Raw genomic sequence first — 19,082 nt, forward strand, 5'->3', positions numbered from 1 at the left:
AATATAGGGAGCGCCTCAGCAAGGGTCAACCATGCGCCCGAATCGAATCAACAGAATGCTCCCCCGCTCTCGTTCAAGGAGGAACCGGTGACAGAACCGCACTCATCCGCAGCGCTCACTGCGCTGTTCACCCCTGTGCGGATCGGCCGCACGACGGTCCGCAACCGCTTGCTGTCCACCGCGCATCTGACCAACTTCGCCCAGGACGGCCTGCCCACCGATCGCCACCGCGCGTACTGGTTGGAAAAAGCCTTGGGCGGAATCGGCATGGTCATCACCGAGGGTTCGCTCGTGCATCCCTCTTCGCGGACACCGGAGACCCGATTCATCGAGCTGTGGCGCGATGAGGTCGTCGAGCCGCTGAGTGGAATCGCCGATGACCTGCACGCACACGGCACCGCTTTCATCGCCCAGCTCAATCACATGGGCGTCGGCTGGGGTCCGTCAGCCTGGATGCGCCCGAACGGACTGCGGGCGCATGAGATGACGCGCACGGAGATCGCCGAGGTCGTTCAGTCATTCGCATCAGCGGCGGGGCGCATGCAGCGCGCAGGGCTCGACGGCGTTGAGATCCACGCGGCACACGGCTATCTCATCGAGCAGTTCCTCTCGCCGCTGACCAATCGTCGCCAGGACGAGTACGGCGGTGATGAGAACGGCCGCACCCGACTACTCCGCGACGTGCTGGCCGCTGTGCGCAAAGAGGTCGGCGAGGACTTCATCGTCGGCGTGCGCGTGCCCGGCGATCAGTTCGACGCCGGCGGCCTCACGCTCGAGGACATGCGCCGCATCATCCCCGCCGTGATCGCGGAGCATCCCGTCGACTTCCTCAACGTCAGCTACTACCACAATCACGACTACGGCCCGGCGGGCAACTCGATCGTGCCGATGTATGTCCCGGAAGGGCGCTTCGTCTACCTCGCGAGCGCGATCAAGGAGGTCGTCGGCGACACCCCGGTGTTCTGCGTGAACCGCATCGTCGATGCCCGCATGGCAGAGGAGATCATCCGCGACGGGCGAGCGGACATGGTGGCGATGACGCGCGCGCAGATCGCCGATCCGCACCTCGCGGAGAAGGCGGCCGACGGGCGTCTGGATGAGATCCGTCCGTGCATCGGCATCAATGAGGGATGCATGGGCCAGGTCATGAGCGGCGCTGCGAGCCCCATGACGTGCGCGGTGAATCCTTCGGCAGGCCACGAGTTCGAGCCGACGATGCCGACCGCACGCCCGCGCCGTGTCGCTGTCATCGGCGGCGGGATCGCCGGCATGGAGGCCGCCCGTGTCGCCGCGGAGCGTGGACATCATGTCACCGTCTACGAATCGGGACCAGAGCTCGGCGGGCAACTCCGTCTCGCCGCCCAAGTGCCACGTCTGCACGACATGATCAAGCCGGTCGCCTGGTTCCGCCGCCAGTTCGAACTCCTCGGCGTCGAAGTGGTCACCGGTCGCACTGTCACCCCCGCTGAGATCACAGCAATGGATGCCGACGAGATCCTCGTCGCCACGGGCAGCCGGGCTGCGCGGTGGAGCGAGGGGCCACTGACGTCTGCTCCGCGCATGCGCACGCTCACCGCCCGCGAGGTCTTCGACGCGCCCACCGACCTCGGCCGTGTGCTCGTGCACGCGACCGACCAGAGTCTCGAGGCTCTCGGCGTCGCCGATCTGCTCGCCTCGCGCGGCGCCCACGTCACCTTTGCAACACCACAGCCTCGCCTGGGCGGCATGGTCGAGAACGTCACACTGCCCTTCATCCTCGACCAGCTCACGTCGCAGTCGGTATCCCTGCTGTCACTCGCGCAGCTGGTCGTCGACGATGACGGTGCAACCTGGTTGACACACGACAGCAGACGCATCTCTGTCGATGGAGAGTTCGACACACTGGTGCTCGCCTACGGCGCGGTAGCCATCGACGACCTGCTGCGCGAGACTGACGATCCACGCATCACCGTGATAGGGGATGCCTTCGCCCCTCGCCGGATGGTGGCGGCCACACAGCACGCCTTCGCCGTCGCACGCGCGCTGTGAGCCCTCAGCAGGGCTGCTGCTCAGCGGTCTGCGCTGAGCAGCAGCCCTGAATGCGGCACCGGGGACCCGCCGGTGATCAACACATTGCCGATCTCCTTCTTCGGCTGGTTCGTCGATGCGCCCCGGATCAGGCGCACTCCCTCGGCGATGCCGTTGACTCCGTGCAGATAGCCCTCACCGAGTTGTCCGCCGTGAGTGTTCATCGGCCAGCGTCCGTCAAGATCGAGGTGACCGTCGCGCAGCAGGCCTGCAGCCTCACCGCGCCCGCAGAAGCCGTACTCCTCCAACTGCAGCAGCACCATCGGCGTGAACGCGTCGTAGATGATCGCCGCGTCGAGGTCATCGACACCGAGCCCGGACTGCTCCCTGAGCTGTCGTGCCACAAGCGCCACCTCCGGCATCTCATCGATGCTGTCGCGGTAGTAGCTACTCATCGAGATCTGCTGCGGCCCGACACCTTGCGCCGCGCCGCTGATAATGGCAGGGGCTTGCGGCAGGTCGCGAGCGCGCTCAGCGCTGACGATGACCAGCGCCTGACCGCCGTCGGTCTCCTGGCAGCAGTCCAGCAGACGCATCGGATCGGCGATCATGCGGGAGGACTGGTGGTCTTCCAGCGTGATCGGTCGGTCATAGAACCACGCTTTGGGATTGTTCGCGGCGTGCTGTCTGGACAGGACGGACACCCGGCCGAAGTCCTCGCTCGTCACCCCGAATTCGTGCATGTACCGTCGAGCGAGGAACGCCTCCTGCGACGCGGGGGTGAGCAGCCCGTACGGATTGATCCAGTTGCGGTACTCCTGATCCGTGCTCGGCATGTAAGCGAACGGCGGTGGCCCTGCACCGAATCGGTGCCCGGACCTCTCGTTGAACGCCCGGTAGACGACGACGACGTCCGCGACGCCGGATGCCACCGCTAGCGCCGCCTGCTGCACCGGCGCCGTGGCACCGCCCCCGCCGTGCGGAATACGGGTGAAGAATTTCAGTTGAGGGATGCCGAGGGCCCGCGCGACTGCGATCTCGGGGTTGTTCTCCATCGTGAACAGCGCGAACCCGTCAACCTCCTCAGGTCGGATCTGCGCGTCCTCCAGCGCGAGCAGGACGCTCTCGCAGGCGAGCTGCCACTCGGAGCGTCCGGAATCCTTCGAGAATTCGGTGGCGCCGATCCCCGCGATGGCCGCCTTCCCGGCGAATCCGTCAATCATTCCGTCTCCCCCGGCGTTCCCGATACGACAGCCGTGGCCCTCACGTGCACGCCGGCGTCGTTGCGTCCGACGACCTCGACCTCGGTGCGCCCGTCCTCGGTCGATCGCGCGAGCCCGGTGAGACGGAGCTGCATGCCGGCGAAATGCGGCACTCCGAGGCGCAATGCGATCGAATGGATGCGCAGCTGTGGTCCGCCCCAGTCCGTGAGGTAGCGACTGACGAGTCCGTTGGTGGTGTTGATGCTGAGGAAGATATCCGGCATGCCGCGCTGCCGCGCGCGACTCGGATCGTGGTGAACGTCTTCATAGTCCTGCGAAGCAAGAGCTGCGGCGATGATCGCCGTGCGGTCGAGCTCCAGGCTGAGAGCTGGCAGCACTGTGCCGCCCTGACATTCCTCGACTGCCGGCTCCACGTGCGCGGCAGCCGGTACGACATCGGGCTCTCCCAGGCGCACGAACGGCAGCTGCTCGCCATGCTCGTGCTCGCCGAACACGATGTGTGCCGCTGCACCGATCTCCAGCCCGCTCTCGGGCACGCTCTCGAAATCAGCGACGATTCGGATGCCTTCGTCGAGGTCGAGCAGCCCCACCGCAAGCGGGTAAGTGAAGGCGGGATCCTGCGGATGGTGCACAATCGTCCAGCTGTGCAGCGTTCCCCGCCCCGTGGACTCGACGGCATCCCAGGAGAAGGACCGGCAGTGCGGGCAGGACGGCCCCGGCGGGTGCCGCAACTCGCCGCAGTCCGTGCAGCGCTGGATGACGAGGCGGCCCTTCGCTGCCGCATCGAACCAGAAGCCGTTGTCCTGCGTGCGCACGAGTGGCGGGACCCCGGAGCGGCGGTCGGCCCGCGGTGCAGATGCGGGCCGGAACCGCAACAGCCGGAACCTCTCGGTCGCGAGTTCCCTGCCGTCTTCGTCGTCGTACCTCTTGTGCAGCGTCACGAAGTGACCGTCGCCGAGCTTCGTCTTCTTCAGTGGTGATACGTCTTCGATCGTGTAGCGGGCGGTCACGCGCGTCCCCACCGGGACCTCGGCGGTGTAGTGCTGCTCGACGTCGGTACCGACGACCGAAGTGAACCCCAGGTCGTCGAGCTCCCGCATGAGCGCGGAGTACTCGGTCGCCTCGGCTTCGCCGGCTTTCCGCCTCTGCTGCACCGCGCGGTAGCGCTGATATCCAGACATGACCCAGGTCGAGATCATCGCGGGTGGACAGACGGTCGTCGCGCGTCCGGCAGCACGCGCAGCATCCCGGTCCGCATAGAGAGGGTTTCGATCCTCGAGCGCCTCGGTCCAGTGCACGATCATCGCCTCGTTCACCTCGAAGCGGCTCACGCGCGGCGGCTCCGCTTCACGACCGATGTACGCGCTCAGGTCTCCCGCATCCGACGTCTGCGTATCCAACACGATGATCCCCTGACTATTCAGCGTTGAGCGTCTGCGCGCTCGACGATCTCGGCGAGCGCGCGTTCGACATCATCGCGGTCGTAGCCGAGCAGGGCGGTCTCCGCGGGGTCGGGTTCATACGCGATGACAGCGCCGCGTCCCTGCACGATGAACCGGTCCGGCTGATACGGATGCTCCTGGTCGCGCTCTTCTATGACGTGGGTGCTGCCCGCGGCATCCGCCAGCATCTGGAAGTAATCACGATAGGTGAGGTTGCGATCGCCGATGAGATAGGCGCGGCCGCCGTCGCCAGAGTCGAGCGCGCCCTGGACGGCCTGCGAGAGGGAGCGGACCGACATGTAATTGGTTCCACCGGGTGGGGCGAACAGCTCCGGCTCGTCGAGCTCACCACGCGTCCACGCGATCATGCGTGCGAACCGGCGAACCCCGCGCTCGTCCGCTCCGACGATCGACGGCGGATTCAGAGTCATCGCCGCGAACCCGCCGTCGCTGAGGGCGCGAGTGCCTTCGTCGGCATCGCGACGCGCGGCGACGTAGGGGATCCGCTCGGCCCACTCCGGATGCAGCTGGTGGTAGTAGCTGCCGACCTGCACGAATCTGCCGACGCCTGCAGCCTTCGCGCGGGCGGCGAATCGGGGCACGCCGGCGCTCTGCGTGCGATCCCAGAATTCGGCGTCCTCCTGATCGGCCGGAACATGACGGATGTCGTTGCCTGCGGCGAACACGATCGCGTCGAATCCCTCGAGTTCGCGCGGCGAAGCGTCGGCTTCGGTGTAGTCGCCACGCAGACGCGGCATCGACTGCACGGCCCGCGGGTCTCGCTCGGACGGTTCGCGGCGCGCCATCACGGTGACGTGATCCCCGCGGGCGGCGAGATCCGCAGCGACGTGACTGCCGATCATGCCGGTCGCGCCGACGACGAGTACACGACTCATGCGAACGCCGCCTTGCCATCGGAGATCACCGATGCCGCAGCATGGTGCACCTCGAATGCGCCGTCCGGCCAGAATTCCAGATCGAGCGCGTCGCCGGGGATGACTGGTCCGCTGAACCGTCCTTCCAGCGCGGCGAGATCGGCGGGATGCGCACCCTGCTCTGCTGCGAGCACCAGAGTGGTCGCGGCAAGTGTGCACAGCCCCTGCAGGATCGGCGTCGGCTGTCCGATGCGCGCGGAGGCCTCCGGGTCGATGTGGATGTGGTGACGGTCGCCGGTCAGACGATAGAGCGCCGCCTGGTTTGCGAACGTCGACACCGTCGAGCGGGCGCCCGCCGGACGTTGGGCTGGTGCCGCACGGGCGGGACCGCGCTCACCGCCGAAGCCACCGGCCCCGGGCGCGAAAAGCGACCAGGTGGCCGTGAACTCGGCGCATTCCACGATCACATCGAAGATGGCGGCCGAGCCCTTGTCCCACACATCGCCGACCCGCGCCGAGAGGTGCACCTCCCCCGAAGGCGGGAGCGGTCTGTGCACCTCAAGAATCTGCGACCCGTGCACCGCGCGGTTGTCGAACGCCCCTGCTCCGCCGAGCACGTCCGGCGCCCATTGCGCCAGGGTGAGGCCGAAGGTCGGCAGCACTCGCAGTCGATCCTCGAACACGAGGTCGAGGTCGGTGGCCTGCGCCCCGACCGCGATGGCGTAGAGGACCGCGTCCTTCTCGTCGTAGCCGACCGTGCGATCACCGAGGCTCTTGCCTGCCCAGTCCGCAGCACTCATGCGCCGTACACCGCCTCGGGTGCGGCGCCTTCGGCCACCAGTTCGCGTACCGCGGTACCGACTTCAGCGGCATCCCAGCGGCGATCGAGTTCGCGCACCGGGCCGTGACGCCAGCCATCCTCGAGGCAGATACGTCCGCCTTCGATCTCGATCATCCGTCCGGTGATCGAGCAATCCGCGCTCGCGAGCCACGCGACGACCGGAGAGACGTTCGCGGGATCCATCCTGTCGAAGCCGCCATCCGGCGCTGCCATCGCATCCGCGAACGGGCCCTCGGTCATGCGCGTGCGCGCAGAAGGGGCGATCGCGTTGACGGCGACGCCGTATCGGCCGAGTTCGGCTGCGGCGACGAGCGTGAGCGAGGCTATGCCGCCCTTCGCCGCAGAATACGCGGCCTGCCCGATGCTGCCCTGCAGTCCGGCGCCCGAGGATGTGTTGATCACGCGGGCGAGCGGCTGGCGGCCGCCCTTCGCTTCAGATCGCCAATATGCGCTCGCGTGACGGAGCGGGGCGAAATGTCCCTTGAGGTGCACACGGATGACCGCGTCCCACTCGTCCTCTCCGGCGTTGACCAGCATCCGGTCACGTACGAAGCCGGCGTTGTTGACGAGGATGTCCAAACCGCCGAATACTGAGACGGCCTGATCGATCAGTTCTGCAGCCTGCGCGAAGTCGGCGATGTCCGCCCCATTGGCGACGGCTTCACCGCCCGCGGCGACGATGCTGTCAACGACCTCCTGCGCAGGGCCGACAGAGAGGCCCGCGCCGTCAAGAGTTGTTCCTAGGTCGTTGACGACGACCTTCGCGCCCTGCCTCGCAAGCTCGAGCGCGTGCTCGCGTCCGAGGCCGCGACCGGCACCGGTGACGACGGCGACGCGGCCCTCAAGGATTCCTGGCATGTTCGACTCCCCTTCGAGCGTGGATATCCTGAGCATACCAACCAAGCAATTGTTAGGGCAACCGGGCGGAATTGCTTCCTGTACCAACCAAGCAAGTGCTAGGGTGACTTGAGCAAACGTTAGGTTAGGTGTCCGATGACGATCACTTCCACCCTGCATTCCCGCGGTGTCCGCACTGTAACGATGGACTATCCCCCCGTGAATGCCCTTCCAGTCGCAGGCTGGTTCGACATCGCGACCGCGATGCGCGAGGCAAGCTCCGACCCCGAGACGCGCGTCGTCATCCTTCGCGCCGAGGGCCGCGGCTTCAACGCCGGCGTGGACATCAAGGAGATGCAGAAGATCGAGGGCTTCTCCGGCATCCTCGGGGCGAATCGCGGATGCTACGAGGCATTCAAAGCGATCTACGAATGCGCGGTGCCCGTGATCGCCGCCGTCAACGGATTCTGCCTCGGGGGCGGAGTGGGTCTGATCGGCAATAGTGACGTCATCGTCGCCTCTGACGATGCGACCTTCGGCGTACCGGAGGTCGACCGCGGTGCGCTCGGCGCCGCCACCCACCTCTCGCGCCTGGTTCCGCAGCACCTGCTGCGCTCGATGTACTACACGAGCCGCACCGTCACCGCGCAGCGTCTTGCGGAGTTCGGCTCCGTCAGCGCGGTGGTGCCGCGAGCGGAGCTCGACGCGACCGCACTCGACATCGCTGAGGAGATCGCCGCAAAGGATCCCCGCGTCATCCGCGCAGCCAAGGAGGCGCTCAACGGAATCGATCCGATGGACGTCAACCGCAGCTACCGGTTCGAGCAGGGGTTCACCTTCGAGCTCAACCTCGCGGGGGTCTCGGACGAGCTTCGGGATGCCTTCGTCTCCACCGGCGCGAACCTCTCGACATGAGCGAGGCGACCTCGTCCATCGCGACGGTCGCCTCGCTGATCCACGACGGCATGACGATCGGGATCGGCGGGTGGGGCTCTCGTCGCAAGCCGATGGCACTCGTGCGCCAGATCGTGCGCTCCGGCGCCCAGGATCTGCGCATCGTCAGCTTCGGCGGAGCGGACGTCGGCATCCTCTGCGCCACCGGTCAAGCATCCGAAGTCGTGCACGGATTCGTCTCTCTGGACACGATCGCGGTGGACCCCTACTTCGCTGCCGCCCGCCAGAGCGGTGCAATCCGCAACGTCGAGTACGACGAGGCGATGCTGGTGGCCGGGCTCAGGGCCGCCTCGCGGCGACTGCCGTTCGAGGCGACGAGAGCAGGAGCCGGATCCGATGCCGTCGTTCGCAATCCCGAGATCCGCACGATCACGTCTCCCTACGCCGATGCCGAGGTGCTCGTGGCGATGCCTGCCGTGCCGCTCGACCTCGCGCTGATCCACCTCGATCGCGCCGATGCGGCAGGCACCGCAGTGTGTCTCGGTCCTGATCTGTTCTTCGACGATCTGTTCGCCGGTGCGGCAGAGCGCATCGTCGCGAGCGTGGAGAGCATCGTCGACACGGCCGAGCTGCTCACAGATGCAGGGCCCGCTGCTCGGGTGCTCGACCGCACGCTCGTCGATCTCGTCGTCGAGGCACGGGGAGGTGCCGGCTTCACCGCCCACCCGCCGCATACCGAGCGCGACGAGGCGCTGCAACGGGCGTATGTCCAGTCGGCCGTATCGGCGCAGACGCGCGCTGCATTCCTTGACCGGTTCGTCGATGTCGACGAGGAGGGCTACCGTGCGGCAGTGGAGGCCTTCCATGAGGAGGCTGCGCGATGAACGCGACCCGCGCTGAGGTCGCCGCGACCGCGTGCGGCGACCTGTTCCGCGGAGCAGGCACGATCCTCGCGAGCTCCATCGGAATCGTGCCGTCCATCGGTGCGCGCCTCGCCCGCCTCACCCACGCTCCCCAACTGCTGCTCAGCGATGGCGAAGCGACGCTGTACGCGGACACCCCCGCCGTCGACGAGCCGTTCCGTGAGCCGGAGGCACCATTCCCCTACGCCAGGTTGTTCGAGACCATCGCACGCGGCCGACGCCATGTGATCATGGGCGCCGCGCAGATCGACCGGCACGGCAACCAGAACCTCTCCGCGATCGGAGATCGTGACCATCCGTCCCGGCAGCTCCTGGGCGCCAGAGCCGCCGCCACCAATACGGTGAACCACACCACGAGCTACTGGATCGCGCGGCACAGTCCGCGGGTGTTCGTCGAGCAGGTCGACGTCGTCACCGGCGTCGGGCCCGCCCGTGCGCGCGCCACGGGCGCCGACCGCTTCCAGGATCTGCGCCGCATAGTCACCGATCTCGCCGTGCTTGATTTCTCAGGCCCGGACGGGACCGTCGCACTCATCAGCGTCCACCCCGGCGTGACACACGATCAGGTCAAGGCCGCCACCGGCTTCATCCTGCACATTCCCGCCGACGTCCCCGAGACCAGGCTCCCGACCGATGAAGAGCTGCGCCTCGTGCGCGAGCGATTGGATCCACGCGGACTCCGCGACCGAGAGGTGACCGCATCATGACAACTCCCCCGTTGATCTCGACCCCGCTGACCGCACTCACCGGCGTCGATCACCCGATCGTGCAGACCGGGATGGGCTGGGTCGCTGGAGCCCGACTCGTCTCCGCCACCGCCGAAGCCGGCGCTCTCGGCATCCTCGCGTCGGCCACGATGACCTACGACGAGCTCGAGCGGCAGATCATCGAGGTCACCGAACGCACCGACCGCCCGTTCGGAGTCAACCTCCGAGCGGATGCCGGGGACGCCGCCGAGCGCGTCGAGCTGCTGATCCGCCACGGCGTGAAGGTCGCCAGTTTCGCCCTCGCGCCCCGTCGCGAGTTGATCGAACGGCTGAAAGAGAACGACATCGTCGTGATCCCCTCGATCGGCGCGGTGCGCCATGCCGAGAAGGTCGCCTCCTGGGGTGCGGATGCCGTGATGGTGCAGGGCGGCGAAGGCGGTGGGCACACCGGCGCCGTGCCGACCTCGATCCTGTTACCGTCGGTGGTCTCCGCGGTTGACATCCCCGTAATCGCGGCAGGAGGATTCCACGATGGTCGGGGCCTCGCCGCCGCCCTTGCCTACGGCGCGGTGGGCGTCGGTATGGGCACTCGTTTCCTGCTCACCAGCGACAGCGCAGTGCCGGATGCCATCAAGCAGCGCTACCTCGGCTTCGGTCTCGACGGCACCGTTGTCACCACGAAGGCCGACGGCATGCCGCACCGGCTGCTGCGCACCGAGTTCGTCAACGGGCTCGAGAGCGGGAACGCTCTCTCCCGGCTGGTACCGACGCTGCGCAGGTCATTGGAGTTCAAGAAGATATCCGGACTCAGCTGGCCGCAGATGATCAAGGATGCCGTCGCGATGAAGAAGGCCACCGGGCGGAGCTGGGCGCAGATGACCCTCGCTGCGAACACCCCCATGCTGCTCAAAGCGGGGCTCGTCGACGGCGATACCCACGCCGGAATGCTGGCGGCGGGTCAAGTGGTCGGCATGATCGACGACCTCCCCAGCTGCGAGGCGCTGGTCGACCGTGTCGTGCGGGACGCGGTCGAACACCTGCGCGCAGCCGCGGGCCAGCTGAGGGCCTGACTCCCCGTCCGCAGAACCCGACGCGAAAAGGAGCAGGTATGACAGCGCAGTCGTATGAAGCCGAGACCTTCAGAGGAGGACTCGCCGTGATCACCGGAGCTGGCAGCGGCATCGGTGCCGGGCTCGCCCGACGTGCTGCCGCCCTCGGCATGCGCGTCGTGCTCGCCGACATCGATATCGATGCGGCGACGCGGGTCGCGGCGGAACTCACCGCAGACGGATCCGAAGCCTGGCCCGAGCACGTCGATGTGCGCGACCCGTCTTCCGTGGACGAGCTCGCAGCCCGCACGTACGCGCGCGGTTCTGTCGACCTGCTCATCAGCAATGCCGGCGTCGAGCACGTCGGCTACGCCTGGGAGATGTCCGAGGAGAGCTGGCAGCGCACCTGGGAGATCAATGTCGGCGGAGTCTTCCACGGCATCCGCTCCTTCGTCCCCCGGATGGTCGAGACCGGTCGCCCGGCGCGAGTGTGGAATGTGGCATCCATCGGAGCGATCAGCGGCATGCCGATGCAGGCCGCCTACATCGCCGGCAAGCACGCAGTGCTCGGTTTCACCGAATCGCTGCGAATGGATCTCATCGAGGCTGGGCACCCCATCGAGGTCGCTGCAATACTTCCGGCGCCGGTGGCATCGCGCATCTTCGAGGATGCCGATCTCACCACCGGCGATGACGCGGAGACCGCCGAGCGCGTACGCGCGCACATGACCGAGCTGCTGGCGGGGGCGCAGACTCCCGATGACGCCGCCCACGAGATCTTCCGCCAGGGTGCCGCCGGCGAGTTCTACATCCTGCCCGATGAGGCTTACGGCGAAGAGCGCATGCGCGTGCGCTCCGACCGCCTGCGGAGGCGCGAGGCCCCGGCTGCGGCGCGACGCGTCGAATAGCCCGATCCCGCGAGACGGCATCACCGCCGTCGCGCGGGATCAGTTCCTCAGAGACGCTCGATGATCGTCACGTTCGCGACTCCGCCGCCCTCGCACATCGTCTGCAAGCCGTAGCGGCCTCCGGTGCGCTCCAGTTCGTTGAGCAGCGTCGTCATGAGTCGTGTGCCCGTCGCACCGATCGGATGCCCGAGCGCGATGCCGCCGCCATTGACGTTCACCTTCTTCGGATCGGTTCCGGTCTCCTTCATCCATGCGAGTACGACCGACGCGAACGCCTCGTTCACCTCGAACAGATCGATGTCGTCGATGGTCATGCCGGAGCGCTCCAGCGCATAAGCCGTCGCGGGGATGGGGGCGGTGAGCATGAAGACAGGGCTGTCGCCGCGCACCGACATGTGGTGGATGCGGGCACGCGGGGTGAGTCCGTGGTCCTTCACCGCCTGCGCGCTCGCGACGAGCACTGCGCTCGATGCGTCGCTGATCTGCGAGGCGACCGCAGCGGTCAGCCGTCCGCCGGGAGTCAGCGACTGCAGGCCCGCCATGCGCTCGAGCGATGTGTCGCGCCGGACTCCCTCGTCGCGATCGAGTCCGTTCAGCGGTGCGATCTCACCGTCGAAGCGCCCTTCGTCCTGTGCGCGTGCCGCGCGCTGGTGGCTCTCCAGCGCGAACTGCTCCATCTCTTCGCGGGTGATGTTCCACTTCTCGGCGATCATCTCCGCGCCGACGAACTGCGAGATCTCCTGATCGGGGTAGCGCTCCTGCCAGCCGGGCGACTCGGCGAACGGGGTCGTGAAGCCGTATTGTTCGCCGGCGACCATCGCCGAGGAGATCGGCAGCTGCGACATGTTCTGCAGTCCGCCCGCGATCACGAGGTCGTTCACGCCGCTCATCACGGCCTGCGCCGCGAAATGCACCGCCTGCTGGCTGGACCCGCACTGGCGATCGACCGTGACGCCCGGAACGTGCTCGGGGAATCCTGCCACCAGCGCGGCAGTACGACCGACGTTGCCCGCCTGGCCGCCGAGCGTGTCTGTCGCGCCGATGATGACGTCGTCGATCACTCCCGCATCGATGCCGGTGCGCTCCACGAGTGCTCGGAGGCTGTGTGCACCGAGATCGGCGGGATGGATGCTCGAGAGTGATCCGCCGCGCTTGCCCACGGGCGAGCGGACGGCGTCGACGATGTATGCCTCTGCCATGTTCTTCCTTCTCTCTGCACTCACGGGTGCTGACTGCTGACGGCGACGACCTCGCCGGTCATGTATGAGGAGTATCCGCTGGCGAGGAACACCATGACGTTGGCGACCTCCCAAGGCTCTGCCGCACGGCCGAACGCCTCGCGTGCCTTGAGCTGCTCAAGCATCTCCGGTGAGGTGACCTTCTCCAGGAACGGGTGCATCGCCAGACTCGGCGACACCGCGTTGACGCGGATGCCGTGCGGAGCGAGATCCATCGCGGCGCTGCGGGTGAGTGCCATCACGCCGGCCTTGGCCGCGGCGTAGTGGGCCTGCTCCACCTGCGCGCGCCAGCCGATGACCGAGGCGTTGTTGACGATCACGCCGGCAGTGCCTGCCGCGACCATACGGCGGCCCACTGCGCGGATGCAGCGGAACGTGCCGGTGAGCGTCACATCGAGGACCTTGTCCCATTGCTCGTCGGTCATGTCGAGGATCGACACCGAGCCCCCCAGGCCGGCATTGTTGATCATCACGTCGATCGGTCCGCCGTCTTCCGCGAGGTCGAGGAAGGCCGCGACCTGTTCCTCCACCGTCACATCGCACACGGCCGTGCGCACGCGGTCGACTCCGAAGCGTTCGCCGAGCTCTTGCTGCGCCTCTGCGAGGCGACCGGCATGGGTATCGCCGAGGACGACGAGCGCCGCCCCCTCCTCGAGAGCGCGGATGGCGATCGCTTGACCGATGCCCGCGCCGGCGGCAGCGGTGATGACGACGCGCTTGCCTGCCAGCAGCTCGTGGCCTGGGACGTACTCGGGTGCGGTGTTGCTCATGGACGGGCCTCTCTGGGCAGGCCGAGCACGCGCTCGGCGATGACGTTTCGCTGGATCTCGTCCGAGCCGCCGTAGATCGTGTCGGAGCGGCTGAACAGGAAAAGGGTCTGCAGATCATCGAGCGCGTAGTCGTCGCCGACGACCAGGGATGCGGGGCCGGCGGCCTGCATGGCCAGCTCTCCGAGGCTGCGGTGCCAATTCGACCAGAGCAGCTTCGTCACTGAGGCGCTGTCGCCCTGCTCGCCGCCGAGTGTGCGCAGCGCGTGCTGACGGATGACTTCGAGATCCATGTCGGCCCTCGCCAGCCGATCGTGGATCACCGCGTCGTCGATGGCACCGGTGCGCTGCGCGGTGGCGATCACGGCATCCAACTCGCGGCGGAACGCGATCTGCTGGGCAAGCGTCGAGACGCCGCGTTCGAACCCGAGCGTCGCCATGGCGACCTTGAATCCGTTGCCCTCGCCGCCGACGACGAGGTCCGACGCGGTGCGGGCGTCGTCGAAGAAGACCTCGTTGAACTCGCTGGTCGCGGTGAGCTGCAGGATCGGACGCACCTCGATGCCGGACTGATCCATCGGCACCAGCAAGTAGGAGAGGCCCCTGTGACGCGTCGAGCCCTGCTCGGTGCGGGCGATCACGAAGCACCAGTCGGCGTGCTGCGCGAGCGACGTCCACACCTTCTGACCCGTGATCGACCACTCGTCGCCGTTGAGCACGGCCTTCGTCGAGACTGCGGCGAGGTCCGACCCGGCGCCGGGCTCGGAGTATCCCTGGCACCACAGCTCTTCGACGGCGACGATGCCGGGCAGGAAGCGCGCCTTCTGCTCGGCCGTGCCGTGCGCGATGAGGGTGGGGCCGAGCAGTTCCTCACCGAGGTGGTTGACCCTGGCCGGAGCATCCGCCCTGGCGTACTCCTCATGGAAGATGACCTGCTGCGCGATGCTGAGCCCTCGTCCGCCGTACTCGACCGGCCAGGCCACGCACGTCCAGCCGGATGCCGCCATGTGACGATTCCATTCCAGGCGCGCCTCGAAGTCTTCGTGCTCGCGTCCGGAGCCGCCGCGGCCGCGTAGTGCGGCGAAGCGGCCGGAGAGATTCTCACTCAGCCACTCGCGGATCTCGGCGCGGAACCGCTCATCCGCGTCGTGCTGCGTCGCGTCCATCTGTGCTCCTCGTCGAGTCGTGGTCTTCGGCATTCTCTTCACGTATAGTATCAACTAAACCAAGCGATTGTTTGGTTTCTGCCCGGAGCTCAGAGAGGAGCCGCCATGACCGTAGAATCCGCCGATGCCGTGGTCACCTATGAGGTACGCGGCACGACCGCGATCATCCGGCTGAACCGCCCCCAGTATCGCAATGCGCAGAACTCGAAGGTCACCTACGCGCTGGATGCCGCATTCATCCGCGCCGTCGACGACGATGCCGTGAAGACGATCGTCCTCGGCGGCAACGGCAAGCACTTCTGCGCCGGCCACGACATCGGCACGCCTGAGCGCGACATCGATGAGAGCTTCGAGCGCAAGGCCGTCATCTGGTGGGACCACGTCGGAGCGCAGGGCGTCGACTCGCGCTTCGCCCGCGAATCCGAGGTGTACCTGGGCATGTGCCGGCGCTGGCGGGAGATCCCCAAGCCCGTCATCGCCATGGTGCAGGGCGCCTGCATCGCCGGCGGCCTCATGCTCGCCTGGTCGTGTGATTTCATCGTCGCCTCGGAGGACGCGTTCTTCCAGGACCCGGTCGTCTCGATGGGCATCCCCGGTGTGGAGTACTTCGCCCACCCCTGGGTGACCAACCCCCGCGCCGCCAAGGAGATGCTCTACACAGGCGACCGGATGCCCGCCGATCGCGCCTACGAGCTCGGCATGGTCAACCATGTGGTTCCCCGCGACGAGCTGGAGGAGACGACCCTCGCTCTGGCCGAGCGCATCGGCAGGATGCCCCGCCTCGGGCTCGCCCTGACGAAGAAGGCCGTGAACCAGGCTGAAGACCTTCAGGGCATGCGCGCGGGCATGGACTCGGTGTTCGGCCTGCATCACGCGGCGCATTCGCACAACGCCGAAGTCGGCGGCGACTCGCTCGGCGGCGTAGACGTGAAGTCCATCAAGACGGACACAGAGCAGGGAGCGACGAAGTGAACCTCGACCTCACCCCCGAGCAGGGGGCCTTCGCCGCTGAGGCGCGCGCCTGGCTCGAAGCCCACGTGCCCGAGACGCCCCTGCCGTCGATGGACACGGAGGCGGGCTTCGCCGCGCACCGGGAGTGGGAGGCGACGCTCGCCGCCGGGCGGTGGTCGGTGGTGTCGTGGCCGGAGCAGTACGGCGGAAGAGACGTCGGCATCACCGAGTGGGTGCTGTTCGAGGAGGAGTACTACCGCGCCGGCGCACCTACTCGCGTCGCACAGAACGGCATCTCGCTGCTCGCGCCGATCCTGTTCGAGCACGGCACGCCCGAGCAGCACGAGCGCTTCCTCGGCCCGATGACCGACGGATCGCTGATCTGGGCGCAGGCCTGGTCCGAGCCGGGCGCCGGCAGCGACCTGGCCGCGATCCGGAGCACGGCCAGCCGCGACGACGAGCGCGGCGGCTGGGTGCTCAACGGCCAGAAGATCTGGAGCTCGCGCGCTGCATGGGCCGATCGCGGCTTCGGTCTGTTCCGCTCCGACCCCGAGGCGCAGCGGCACCGCGGACTCACCTACTTCCTCTTCCCGATGGATGCCGCAGGCATCACCGTCCGCCCGATCGCACAGCTCGACGGCACGACCGGGTTCGCGGAGATCTTCTTCGATGACGTGTTCGTGCCGGATGAGGATGTTCTGGGTGCGCCGGGCGACGGATGGCGCGTCGCCATGAGCACGGCCGGAAACGAGCGCGGCCTTTCGCTGCGTGCTCCCGGACGGTTTCTCGCCGCGACGGATCGCCTCATCGCCCTGCAGTCCGATGCGGACAGCCCCGGCGAGGACAACGCGGTCGTCGACGCCTGGATCGGCGCGGAGGCGTACCGCCTGTTCACCTGGCAGACCGTGAGCACCCTGCTCGAGGGTGGTTCGGTCGGCGCCGAAGGCAGCATCAACAAGGTGTTCTGGTCCGAGCTCGACCTGCACATCCATGAGACGGCACTGCGCATCCTCGGCCCTGAAGGAGAGCTGCGCGGCGCCTCCGCCACCGAAGGCGGACGGTGGGTCGACGACTATCAGTTCTCCCTCGCCGGGCCGATCTACGCGGGCACGAACGAGGTCCAGCGCAACATCATCGCGGAGCGGATTCTTGGTCTCCCCCGCAGCGGAACCGGAAGGCGCGCATGATGCGATTCCTGCCCACAGAAGAACAGGTCGCCTTCACCGAGGCCATCGACGACATCGTCGAGGGCGGAGGCGGAGCAGACATCGCCCGCAGCTGGGCCGACGGGGCCACGTCCGCGGGGCTCGCTCTGTGGCGCCGATTCGGCGAGATGGGCCTGCTCGGGCTTCGCGTGAGCGAGGCGGCCGGGGGCTTCGGCGGCACGCTGACCGACCTGGCGGTCGTGTTCGAGCGACTCGGATACCACGGTGTTCCCGGTCCCTACCTCGAGACCGTCGCGCTGCTCCCGTCGCTCGTCGATGACGACACCAGGGCGGAACTCGCGGGTGGTGCCATCGCGACCGCAGCTGTCGACGGCATCGCACCCGCCGCGCTCGATGCGCGCATCGCAACGCACCGCTACATCGTCCAGGACGGTGCGCTGGCTAGCGGCGAGATCGAGGAAGAGCTGACCTCTGTCGCGCCGACCCGGCGCCTTGCACGTCTGACCCAGAGCGGCTCCGCTGCTCCGCTCGAGCCCGGTGCGCTCGCGGGCGCGCTGAACGAGGCCGCCATTGCGGCGGCAGCAACGCTCGTCGGCGCCGGGGAGCGGATGCTGGACGAAGCCGTCTCCTATGCGAAGGTGCGCGAGCAGTTCGGTCATCCGATCGGCGAATTCCAGGCACTCAAGCACCAACTCGCCGATGTGCGCATCGCGCTGAGCTTCGCTCGGCCGCTGGTATGGAATGCCGCGTTGCGCGCAGACCAGTCAGATGCTGACAGGGCAGTCTCTGCAGCGAAGGTCGCCGCAGGCGATGCGGCGATGCTCGCCGCCCGCACCTCACTGCAGGTGCACGGAGCTATCGGCTACACCGCAGAGCACGCCCTGCGCATCTGGCTCGGCCTCGCACCAGCGCTCTCCGCGGCCTGGGGCACGCCCGAGTTCCACCGGGCGCGGATCGCCCGCGCTATCCTCCCGAAGGAGCGGTGATGTCATTCGAACCCGATGAGGATCAGCAGGAGCTCGTCGCGCTTGTACGCGGAGTCCTGAGCCAGCGTGCCGACAGCGCGGCGAACCGTCGCGCCCTGGACAGCGCCGAACGCTACGACGCGGAGCTGTGGCGTCTGCTGTGCGAGGAGATCGGCATCGCCGGGATGGCGATACCCGAGGAATACGGCGGCGCCGGCTTCACCCTGCGCGAGGCGCAGCTGGTGCTGGAGGAGATCGGATACTCGCTCGCCCCGTCGCCTTATCTCGGCTCCGTCGCCATCGCCGCACAGGCCATCGTCGCTTCTGGCGATCGGGACGCCGCGACTCGACTGCTGCCGGCGATCGCTGAAGGCTCGTCGTCGGCCGCACTCGCGTGGGCGGACCCGTCCGGCCGATTCTCTCCCGACAACGCGGGTGTCCGAGCAGCGGATCACAGCGGCTGGACGCTGACCGGCACGAGCGGATTCGTGCTCGACGGTGCGACCGCTGACGTACTGATCGTGATCGCACAGACGCCCGAGGGCCCGCGCCTGTTCGAGGTGTCCGATGCAGGCGCCGTCGCGCGCGAGGACAGCCGGACGATGGATCAGACCATGCGCCTGGCGACGCTGCGCTTCGACGCGACGCCTGCCCGTGCGCTCGGCGACGCTGATCCCGCTGTGCTGGAGACAGTGCGCGCACTCGCTCTCGCCGCGACCAGCGCCGTGCAGGCCGGCAGTGCCGCCCGCGCCCTCGACGAGACCGTGGCCTATGCGAAGCAGCGGGTGCAATTCGGACGGCAGATCGGATCGTTCCAGGCGATCAAGCATCGCCTGGCCGACATGCACGTGCAGGCAGAGATCGCACGTACGGCATCGCGAGCCGCATCCGACGCCCTCGCAGAAGGTGCGGACGACCGCTTCACGCTTGCCGTGATCGCCAAGGCGACCTGCTCCGAAGCACTCGAGCAGATCGCATCGGAGACGATCCAACTGCACGGCGGCATCGCGATCACCTGGGAGCACGATGCACACCTGATCTTCAAGCGCGCGCACTCCCTCGGGCAGCTCTTCGGCACGCCGCGCGAGCTCCGCGAGGCCTGGGTCCTCTGACCGCTGATTCC

General features: G+C 67.6%; 18 protein-coding genes. 10 read left to right on the plus strand and 8 right to left on the minus strand.

Going from position 1 to position 19,082, the window contains the following annotated elements; translation table 11 throughout:
* The first annotated feature begins 87 nt into the window (after positions 1-87).
* Complete coding sequence (locus IM776_RS13700) at positions 88-2,028, plus strand: oxidoreductase (protein WP_194420630.1); 1,941 nt, start codon at positions 88-90, stop codon at positions 2,026-2,028.
* A gap of 20 nt (positions 2,029-2,048) precedes the next feature.
* Here the strand turns inward: IM776_RS13700 and IM776_RS13705 are convergent, their stop codons facing one another.
* The 5 genes from IM776_RS13705 to IM776_RS13725 are packed head-to-tail and all read right to left on the minus strand — an operon-like array spanning position 2,049 to position 7,246.
* Positions 2,049-3,230, minus strand: coding sequence for a lipid-transfer protein (locus tag IM776_RS13705; protein WP_194420631.1), 1,182 nt, complete (start codon positions 3,228-3,230; stop codon positions 2,049-2,051).
* Positions 3,227-4,630: an OB-fold domain-containing protein gene (locus tag IM776_RS13710; protein ID WP_194420632.1), complete on the minus strand. Its 1,404-nt coding sequence runs from the start codon at positions 4,628-4,630 to the stop codon at positions 3,227-3,229. The genes IM776_RS13705 and IM776_RS13710 overlap by 4 nt, the downstream gene beginning before the upstream one ends.
* Positions 4,631-4,650: 20 nt before the next feature.
* A complete protein-coding gene (locus tag IM776_RS13715; RefSeq protein ID WP_194420633.1) occupies positions 4,651-5,568 on the minus strand; it encodes an NAD-dependent epimerase/dehydratase family protein in 918 nt (305 codons plus the stop codon).
* Positions 5,565-6,347, minus strand: a complete 783-nt coding sequence (locus IM776_RS13720) for a MaoC/PaaZ C-terminal domain-containing protein (protein ID WP_194420634.1) — start codon at positions 6,345-6,347, stop codon at positions 5,565-5,567. Before IM776_RS13720 ends, IM776_RS13715 begins: the two co-directional genes overlap by 4 nt.
* Positions 6,344-7,246, minus strand: coding sequence for an SDR family oxidoreductase (locus IM776_RS13725; RefSeq protein WP_194420635.1), 903 nt, complete (start codon positions 7,244-7,246; stop codon positions 6,344-6,346). The genes IM776_RS13720 and IM776_RS13725 overlap by 4 nt, the downstream gene beginning before the upstream one ends.
* A gap of 135 nt (positions 7,247-7,381) precedes the next feature.
* Here IM776_RS13725 and IM776_RS13730 point away from each other — a divergent pair, with 135 nt between their 5' ends.
* The 5 genes from IM776_RS13730 to IM776_RS13750 are packed head-to-tail and all read left to right on the plus strand — an operon-like array spanning position 7,382 to position 11,706.
* Positions 7,382-8,140, plus strand: a complete 759-nt coding sequence (locus IM776_RS13730; protein WP_194420636.1) for an enoyl-CoA hydratase family protein — start codon at positions 7,382-7,384, stop codon at positions 8,138-8,140.
* Positions 8,137-9,003 carry a CoA transferase subunit A gene (locus IM776_RS13735; protein ID WP_194420637.1) on the plus strand — a complete coding sequence of 289 codons (867 nt, stop codon included), beginning with the start codon at positions 8,137-8,139 and terminating at the stop codon, positions 9,001-9,003. Before IM776_RS13730 ends, IM776_RS13735 begins: the two co-directional genes overlap by 4 nt.
* Positions 9,000-9,749 (plus strand): CoA-transferase subunit beta, encoded by a 750-nt coding sequence (locus tag IM776_RS13740; protein WP_194420638.1) that lies wholly within the window; start codon positions 9,000-9,002, stop codon positions 9,747-9,749. The genes IM776_RS13735 and IM776_RS13740 overlap by 4 nt, the downstream gene beginning before the upstream one ends.
* Entirely contained in the window at positions 9,746-10,819 is a 1,074-nt protein-coding gene (locus tag IM776_RS13745; protein ID WP_194420639.1) for an NAD(P)H-dependent flavin oxidoreductase, read from the plus strand. The genes IM776_RS13740 and IM776_RS13745 overlap by 4 nt, the downstream gene beginning before the upstream one ends.
* 38 nt (positions 10,820-10,857) lie before the next feature.
* On the plus strand, positions 10,858-11,706 hold the full coding sequence (locus tag IM776_RS13750) for an SDR family NAD(P)-dependent oxidoreductase (protein WP_194420640.1): 849 nt from the start codon (positions 10,858-10,860) through the stop codon (positions 11,704-11,706).
* A gap of 47 nt (positions 11,707-11,753) precedes the next feature.
* Here IM776_RS13750 and IM776_RS13755 read toward each other — a convergent pair whose 3' ends face one another.
* From IM776_RS13755 to IM776_RS13765, 3 genes are read right to left on the minus strand one after another with little or no spacing between them, the layout of a single operon-like run.
* Positions 11,754-12,905, minus strand: a complete 1,152-nt coding sequence (locus IM776_RS13755; protein ID WP_194420641.1) for an acetyl-CoA C-acetyltransferase — start codon at positions 12,903-12,905, stop codon at positions 11,754-11,756.
* 20 nt (positions 12,906-12,925) lie between these two features.
* On the minus strand, positions 12,926-13,714 hold the full coding sequence (locus tag IM776_RS13760; protein ID WP_194420642.1) for an SDR family oxidoreductase: 789 nt from the start codon (positions 13,712-13,714) through the stop codon (positions 12,926-12,928).
* On the minus strand, positions 13,711-14,877 hold the full coding sequence (locus tag IM776_RS13765) for an acyl-CoA dehydrogenase family protein (protein ID WP_194420643.1): 1,167 nt from the start codon (positions 14,875-14,877) through the stop codon (positions 13,711-13,713). Before IM776_RS13765 ends, IM776_RS13760 begins: the two co-directional genes overlap by 4 nt.
* Positions 14,878-14,982: 105 nt before the next feature.
* On the opposite strand from IM776_RS13765, the gene IM776_RS13770 reads away from it, so the two are divergent.
* The 4 genes from IM776_RS13770 to IM776_RS13785 are packed head-to-tail and all read left to right on the plus strand — an operon-like array spanning position 14,983 to position 19,071.
* Positions 14,983-15,849, plus strand: coding sequence for an enoyl-CoA hydratase (locus IM776_RS13770; RefSeq protein ID WP_194420644.1), 867 nt, complete (start codon positions 14,983-14,985; stop codon positions 15,847-15,849).
* Positions 15,846-17,015, plus strand: coding sequence for an acyl-CoA dehydrogenase family protein (locus IM776_RS13775; RefSeq protein WP_194420645.1), 1,170 nt, complete (start codon positions 15,846-15,848; stop codon positions 17,013-17,015). The genes IM776_RS13770 and IM776_RS13775 overlap by 4 nt, the downstream gene beginning before the upstream one ends.
* On the plus strand, positions 17,015-17,980 hold the full coding sequence (locus tag IM776_RS13780; RefSeq protein WP_194420646.1) for an acyl-CoA dehydrogenase family protein: 966 nt from the start codon (positions 17,015-17,017) through the stop codon (positions 17,978-17,980). Before IM776_RS13775 ends, IM776_RS13780 begins: the two co-directional genes overlap by 1 nt.
* On the plus strand, positions 17,980-19,071 hold the full coding sequence (locus tag IM776_RS13785) for an acyl-CoA dehydrogenase family protein (protein WP_194420647.1): 1,092 nt from the start codon (positions 17,980-17,982) through the stop codon (positions 19,069-19,071). The genes IM776_RS13780 and IM776_RS13785 overlap by 1 nt, the downstream gene beginning before the upstream one ends.
* The last annotated feature ends 11 nt before the right edge of the window (positions 19,072-19,082 follow it).

The organism is Microbacterium abyssi (assembly GCF_015277895.1).
GTDB lineage: Bacteria > Actinomycetota > Actinomycetes > Actinomycetales > Microbacteriaceae > Microbacterium > Microbacterium abyssi.

Coding starts and splice junctions, on each gene's coding strand:
- IM776_RS13705 (WP_194420631.1), bottom strand. CDS start 3,230: ATGATTGACGGATTCGCCGGGAAGGCGGCCATCGCGGGGATCGGCGCC.
- IM776_RS13715 (WP_194420633.1), bottom strand. CDS start 5,568: ATGAGTCGTGTACTCGTCGTCGGCGCGACCGGCATGATCGGCAGTCAC.
- IM776_RS13720 (WP_194420634.1), bottom strand. CDS start 6,347: ATGAGTGCTGCGGACTGGGCAGGCAAGAGCCTCGGTGATCGCACGGTC.
- IM776_RS13725 (WP_194420635.1), bottom strand. CDS start 7,246: ATGCCAGGAATCCTTGAGGGCCGCGTCGCCGTCGTCACCGGTGCCGGT.
- IM776_RS13730 (WP_194420636.1), top strand. CDS start 7,382: ATGACGATCACTTCCACCCTGCATTCCCGCGGTGTCCGCACTGTAACG.
- IM776_RS13735 (WP_194420637.1), top strand. CDS start 8,137: ATGAGCGAGGCGACCTCGTCCATCGCGACGGTCGCCTCGCTGATCCAC.
- IM776_RS13740 (WP_194420638.1), top strand. CDS start 9,000: ATGAACGCGACCCGCGCTGAGGTCGCCGCGACCGCGTGCGGCGACCTG.
- IM776_RS13745 (WP_194420639.1), top strand. CDS start 9,746: ATGACAACTCCCCCGTTGATCTCGACCCCGCTGACCGCACTCACCGGC.
- IM776_RS13750 (WP_194420640.1), top strand. CDS start 10,858: ATGACAGCGCAGTCGTATGAAGCCGAGACCTTCAGAGGAGGACTCGCC.
- IM776_RS13755 (WP_194420641.1), bottom strand. CDS start 12,905: ATGGCAGAGGCATACATCGTCGACGCCGTCCGCTCGCCCGTGGGCAAG.
- IM776_RS13760 (WP_194420642.1), bottom strand. CDS start 13,714: ATGAGCAACACCGCACCCGAGTACGTCCCAGGCCACGAGCTGCTGGCA.
- IM776_RS13765 (WP_194420643.1), bottom strand. CDS start 14,877: ATGGACGCGACGCAGCACGACGCGGATGAGCGGTTCCGCGCCGAGATC.
- IM776_RS13770 (WP_194420644.1), top strand. CDS start 14,983: ATGACCGTAGAATCCGCCGATGCCGTGGTCACCTATGAGGTACGCGGC.
- IM776_RS13780 (WP_194420646.1), top strand. CDS start 17,015: ATGCGATTCCTGCCCACAGAAGAACAGGTCGCCTTCACCGAGGCCATC.
- IM776_RS13785 (WP_194420647.1), top strand. CDS start 17,980: ATGTCATTCGAACCCGATGAGGATCAGCAGGAGCTCGTCGCGCTTGTA.